Genomic DNA, 5,712 nt, shown 5'->3' with positions numbered 1-5,712 from the left:
AATCTCCGGATCAAAGCTTACTTACAGCTCCCCGAAGCATATCGGTGTTCGTCCCGTCCTTCATCGGCTCCTGGCGCCAAGGCATCCTCCGTGTGCCCTTACTAGCTTAACCTACCTAAGCCTAATATTTTAAGGTACTCACTCTCGGTGAATGTTTTTCCCTTGACTATCATTTCCTTATCTAATTTTCAAGGTGCGTTTCATTTTGTTTCACCGCATCTCGCGGCGACAAGTAATAATATATCATGCCGATTTAATAAATGCAACCCTTTTTATAAAAAATATTTTAGAACCAAACCACCTATTTTTTATTACCCTTATGTCATGTATTTTCCAGGAACCAGTTAGAAATCCTTATATCATAGTTAAAAAGTTAATCACTTTTATAAAGCTATTACTTAACCCCAAAGGAAGTGATCACTGAATTTAAAAATCAAAGAAAACAATAGTATAAGCTAGTACACCGATGAAAATATATTTTATCTCTATAGATTATATAGAGGTTGCCCTCTTAATCGGCATCTCATCGTTTTTGAACTCACGCCCGTAGACTTACTAGCCAAAAGTTGATCCTATACAAAAACGATTCGCTACTTCAACTAGCAATAGTCTAGATTTTGTCTCGATTTAAACATGCTGTATATATTTTTTATTAATCTGTGTCGTATTTTATAACTGTACATATTATACAGCCTTTTATCTGATACTTTTATAAAAATTATCTTGTTATCTCTTAATTTTATTTATGATTCCATTATATATGCTCCGCTACTTTTTCTATTTTAGATAATAGATCTACTAATAATGCCTTATAACTTTGTTTTCCTGTTTAATACTCCGTACTTATCAAAAAGAAGTGAAACAAAAAAGAAAATTATTATATGAGGATACATGATAATCAGGCTAGATCTTTTCTTATTGAGAAAGGAGTTTTTACATTGAATGAATCAGAAAACCTTAAACGAGGGCTAAAAAATCGACATATCCAATTGATTGCAATTGGTGGAGCAATTGGAGTAGGGTTGTTTCTAGGATCTGCTAAAGCGATCCAAGCTGCAGGTCCTTCACTGATGATTTCATATCTTATCTTTGGAGTTATCGTCTTTTTTATGATGAGAGCATTAGGTGAGATGATTTTATATAAACCTATTTCGGGATCCTTTAGTGATTATGCCCAAGAATTTATAGGACCTTGGGCAGGATTTTTTACAGGTTGGACATATTGGTTTGCTTGGATCGTTACAGGTATGGCTGAAATCACAGCAGTAGGTAAATACATGACTTTTTGGTTTCCTAATCTTCCTCAATGGATTCCGGCTTTGATTGCACTGATTTTTGTTTATCTTATTAACTTAGTCGCTGTAAAACTGTTTGGTGAGTTTGAATTTTGGTTTGCATTAATTAAGATAGTAACTATTCTGGCACTCTTAGTGATCGGTATTCTCATGATTACAACAGGCGTTGGGCACGAGGGACAACCTGTAGGAATATCAAACTTATGGAAACATAAAGGTTTTTTTCCTCATGGTATTATAGGGATGCTTCTGACATTACAAATGGTTGTCTTCTCATTTCAAGGAGTAGAATTAGTAGGAGTTACCGCTGGAGAAGCTGAGGATCCAGAGAAAACAATCCCATCTGCTATCAATAATATTATCTGGCGGATTCTTATCTTTTATATCGGTGCTTTGTTTGTGATTATGGCAATCTATCCTTGGATTCAACTTGATGGAAGCTCTAGCCCATTCGTTCTTGTCTTTGAAAATATTGGAATTCCTGCTGCTGCAGCCATTATTAACTTTGTTGTCTTAACTGCTGCTTTATCTTCTTGTAATAGTGGTATATTTAGTACAGGTCGAATGTTAATGACATTATCCCAACATAAGCATGCACCTAAATCGCTAGCTAAAATAAATCGTAGACAAGTTCCTTCTGTAGGTCTAACCGTTTCTTGCTTTGTTTTATTAATTGGTGTCGTGCTGAACTATTTCGTCCCAGAAAAAGCTTTTGTTTACATTACTAGTGTAGCAACTATTGGAACAATCTGGACATGGGGTATGATTGTGTTTACACACATAAAATTTCGCAAAGCAATGAAAGCCAAAGGTAAAAATTCTCCTACTTTTAAAATGCCTGGCGCACCGATTACAAACTGGATTGTGCTTATCTTTTTGGCCATCGTCATTGTAATGATTGGGATTGACAAAGACGCTCGTGTTGCTTTATATGTTGCACCTTTCTGGTTCGGTCTGCTGATCATCGGGTATTTCTTTACACGAAATCAAAACCAAAAAAACAGCTCAATTAATCATGAAAAAATAGATTAATTCACACTAACCCTCTTTCCCAAGAGGGGATTTTTTATAATTGACAAACTTATGCATCTAGGTGTATAAATATGAAAATAACACATTGAGGAAGTAATGACGGAGTGAATAAGTCTAGGAAGCGTTCAGAGAGTGAGATCTAAAGCTGTGAGATCCCGCCGTGAAACAGACTAACCCGCCTCCTGAGCTGCCCGTGAAAAGCGGGACGGTAGCTGGCCGTTATACAGACCAAGTGGACATAGTATGTTTGATATACCCTACATATTATGTCAATGAAGGTGGTACCGCGGAAGAAAGCCTTTCGTCCTTCGGGAGCGAGAGGCTTTTTTTATTTTTTAGAGTTTATACTTTGTATGAAGGAGGACATGGATGAGATATAAACGTATTGTGGTCAAAATAGGGTCAAGTAGTCTTATTGATCTAGATGGTAATCTATCTAACCGGAAAATGAATCATCTTATCGAACAAATCGCCTTAATACAAAAGACAGATAGATACCAGATTACATTGGTCTCATCTGGAGCTATCGCTTTAGGATTAAGCTCACTAGGATGGACTTATCAAAATATCACCATGTCAGAAAAACAGGCGGCGGCGGCTGTAGGACAAGGATTACTAATTAATCGGTATCAAAAGAGATTTGCTCATAAAAAATTATTAACAGCCCAGATTTTACTTAATCGATCTGATATTGAAGATCGGAATCGATTTATTCATATTCGGAATACCATGGAAACTTTATTACGAAATAAAATATTACCTATTGTAAATGAAAATGACAGTGTGACTGTAGAAGAAATTCGTTTTGGTGATAATGATACGTTAAGTAGCTTAGTTGCTCTTGTCACAGAAGCCGATTTACTAGTAATTTTGACGGATATTGATGGCTTATACACAGCCCATCCGAAGAAAGATCCCAATGCTAAGCGAATTAAAGAAGTGAGAGAAATCACATCCGATATTGAAAAAATAGCTGGAGAAAAAGGGAGTGCATTTGGTACAGGTGGTATGCGAACAAAATTGACTGCTGCACGAATCGCAACACAGTCAGGTGTGGATGTAGTGATCGCTTCTAGCTCTGAAGATCATGTTTTAGAAAGAATTCTAAGTGGAGAGAAACTCGGAACACACTTCTATGCGCAAAACCGTTTATCAAGTAAAAAGTCATGGATTGCTTTTGGATCACGTATAGAGGGGCAAATTTATATCGATCAAGGAGCTAGCCATGCATTAACTACCCAAAACGGTAGTTTGCTGATCGCTGGGATTGAAAAAGTTAATGGTGATTTTCATGAAGGTGCTATCGTCGAAATCATATCTCATCGCCACCAAGTGATTGGTAGAGGAGTTATTAGTTTTTCTTCTCAGGATTTATGTCTTTTGCTAACACGGAAAAAACAAGGAGAAAAATTACACAACTATCATGAAGTAATTCATCGGAATGCAATGGTTATTTTAAAGGAAGAGGAGTGTTTAAAATGATACAAGCTTCTTATTTAAGGGAAAGTGTACTTACTAAAGCTCATTCTGCTAAGCAATCTACACAGCAGTTAGCTATTTTGCCAACAGCATCCAAGAATGAAGCATTACAAAAGGTGGCCGACTCACTCTGGGAACATCGAAAATCGATATTTATGGCTAATTTATATGATATAGAAGAAGCCTATCAAAGTCAGCTCACTGAAAATCGTATTGATCGACTTATGATTACGGAAAAACGTCTTCAAAACATGATCGAGGGAGTATACCAAATTATTCAATTAGGAGACCCCGTAGGGAAAACATTAGAAATATTCCACCCATCTAACGGGCTAGTCATTAAAAAAGTTAGCGTTCCTTTTGGTGTCATTGCTATGATCTATGAATCCCGTCCTAATGTTACAATTGATGCATTGAGTTTGGCTCTAAAAACAGGAAATGCAGTAATTCTTCGAGGAGGAAAAGAAGCTCTCCGTACAAATATGGCTCTTGTTGCTGCTGCAAAAAAAGGATTAGAAAAAACACAAATCCCACTTGATGCGATCCAATTAATCGACAAGACTGAGCGGGAATCAGTTGATATTCTAATCCAAGCAAAAGGTATGATCGATTTAGTTATTCCACGTGGTGGTGCTGGTCTAATCCAACGTGTAATTCAAAACTCCCTCGTTCCTGTAATCGAAACTGGTGTCGGCAATTGTCATCTCTATATTGATGAGTCAGCTGACTTAAACAAAGCCACTCAAATCTCTATTAATGCAAAAGTACAACGTCCTTCGGTTTGTAATGCAATCGAAACTCTTCTGGTTCATCAGAACCTTACTGAAACTTGGCTTCCAGAGATAATAAAAGCCTTCTATGAACACGGAGTGGAAATCCGTGGATGCCCAAAAACAGTAAAATCGGTTAAAGATCTTCAAGTAATAGAAGCAACAGAAGAAGATTATGCTACTGAATTCCTTGACCAAATTCTTCCTATTAAAGTAGTAAATAGTGTAGAAGAAGCAATCGCACATATCAAAACTTATGGAACAAGCCATTCTGAAGCAATTGTAACTGAAAATACTAAAATTGCTGATCAATTTTTGGCTCAAGTCGATGCCTCTACTGTATATCATAATGCATCGACTCGTTTTACCGATGGTTTTGAGTTTGGATTTGGAGCAGAGATCGGTATTTCAACGCAAAAGCTTCATGCACGTGGACCCATGGGTTTAAAAGAGCTTACGAGTTATAAATATGTAATTAAGGGAACTGGGCAAGTTAGGACATAACCCTATCATTTAAAAACATCAAGAAAAAATGGAACTAAATCAGATGGTCTACAAACATCGGTTTCCTGTTTTGTTTCACTTCTACTATTTATTATTCAATTAAAAAAGGTAACCTTCTCAGAAAAGGACTTTATCAATAAATATAAACAGAGAGTGATCCAAAAGGGACATTTTCTCTTTTAGTTAGAATCCTTTTCACCAGAAAAAAGTAAAAAGAGGAGGAAAAATCCCCTCTTTTTACTTTGAGTGGCCGTAATAGCCACCTTTTTTAGTAGATCATGTATTTTCTTTATAAAAAGGTGTGACCTCAAAAGACACTGAAGTGCCCTTTGAGGTCACACTTTTTTCTTGTATTCCTTGAAAACTAAAGGTGAGACATGACTCGAGAGGTTTCGATTCAAAAATTTGTATCCATAAAGATACTCCGTAGAAAGGAGGTGATCCATCCCCACCTTCCGGTAGGGATACCTTGTTACGACTTCACCCCAATCATCTGCCCCACCTTCGGCGGCTGGGTCCGTGAGGTTCCCTCACCGACTTCGGGTGTTGCAAACTCTCGTGGTGTGACGGGCGGTGTGTACAAGGCCCGGGAACGTATTCACCGCGGCATGCTGATCCGCGATTACTAGCGA

The 5,712-nt window shown here is 37.3% G+C and carries 3 protein-coding genes and 2 rRNA genes; 3 read left to right on the top strand and 2 right to left on the bottom strand.

Annotation, left to right across the window (positions count from 1 at the left end; translation table 11 throughout):
- Nucleotides 1-112 (bottom strand): 23S ribosomal RNA (locus DL897_RS17815); the annotation flags it as partial.
- 769 nt (nucleotides 113-881) lie between these two features.
- On the opposite strand from DL897_RS17815, the gene DL897_RS17810 reads away from it, so the two are divergent.
- The 3 genes from DL897_RS17810 to DL897_RS17800 all read left to right on the top strand — a co-directional run bounded on the left by DL897_RS17810 (nucleotide 882) and on the right by DL897_RS17800 (nucleotide 5,080).
- On the top strand, nucleotides 882-2,327 hold the full coding sequence (locus DL897_RS17810; protein ID WP_206186550.1) for an amino acid permease: 1,446 nt from the start codon (nucleotides 882-884) through the stop codon (nucleotides 2,325-2,327).
- Nucleotides 2,328-2,696: 369 nt separating this feature from the next.
- Complete coding sequence (proB, locus tag DL897_RS17805; RefSeq protein ID WP_113660460.1) at nucleotides 2,697-3,809, top strand: glutamate 5-kinase; 1,113 nt, start codon at nucleotides 2,697-2,699, stop codon at nucleotides 3,807-3,809.
- The gene (locus tag DL897_RS17800; RefSeq protein WP_113660459.1) at nucleotides 3,806-5,080 is read left to right on the top strand and encodes a glutamate-5-semialdehyde dehydrogenase; all 1,275 of its coding nucleotides are present in this window, start codon (nucleotides 3,806-3,808) and stop codon (nucleotides 5,078-5,080) included. The genes proB and DL897_RS17800 overlap by 4 nt, the downstream gene beginning before the upstream one ends.
- A 430-nt stretch (nucleotides 5,081-5,510) precedes the next feature.
- Here the strand turns inward: DL897_RS17800 and DL897_RS17795 are convergent.
- Nucleotides 5,511-5,712: ribosomal RNA gene (locus DL897_RS17795) — 16S ribosomal RNA — on the bottom strand; the annotation flags it as partial.

This window comes from Thermoflavimicrobium daqui (genome assembly GCF_003313465.1).
Taxonomy (GTDB): Bacteria; Bacillota; Bacilli; order Thermoactinomycetales; family Thermoactinomycetaceae; genus Thermoflavimicrobium; species Thermoflavimicrobium daqui.
The sequence above is the reverse complement of the archived record's forward strand: the minus strand, read 5'-3'. Positions and strand labels throughout refer to the sequence as shown.

What these genes read in the sequence shown, in the direction of transcription:
- DL897_RS17810 (WP_206186550.1), top strand. Translation starts at nt 882, where the DNA reads ATGAGGATACATGATAATCAGGCTAGATCTTTTCTTATTGAGAAAGGA.
- proB (WP_113660460.1), top strand. Translation starts at nt 2,697, where the DNA reads ATGAGATATAAACGTATTGTGGTCAAAATAGGGTCAAGTAGTCTTATT.
- DL897_RS17800 (WP_113660459.1), top strand. Translation starts at nt 3,806, where the DNA reads ATGATACAAGCTTCTTATTTAAGGGAAAGTGTACTTACTAAAGCTCAT.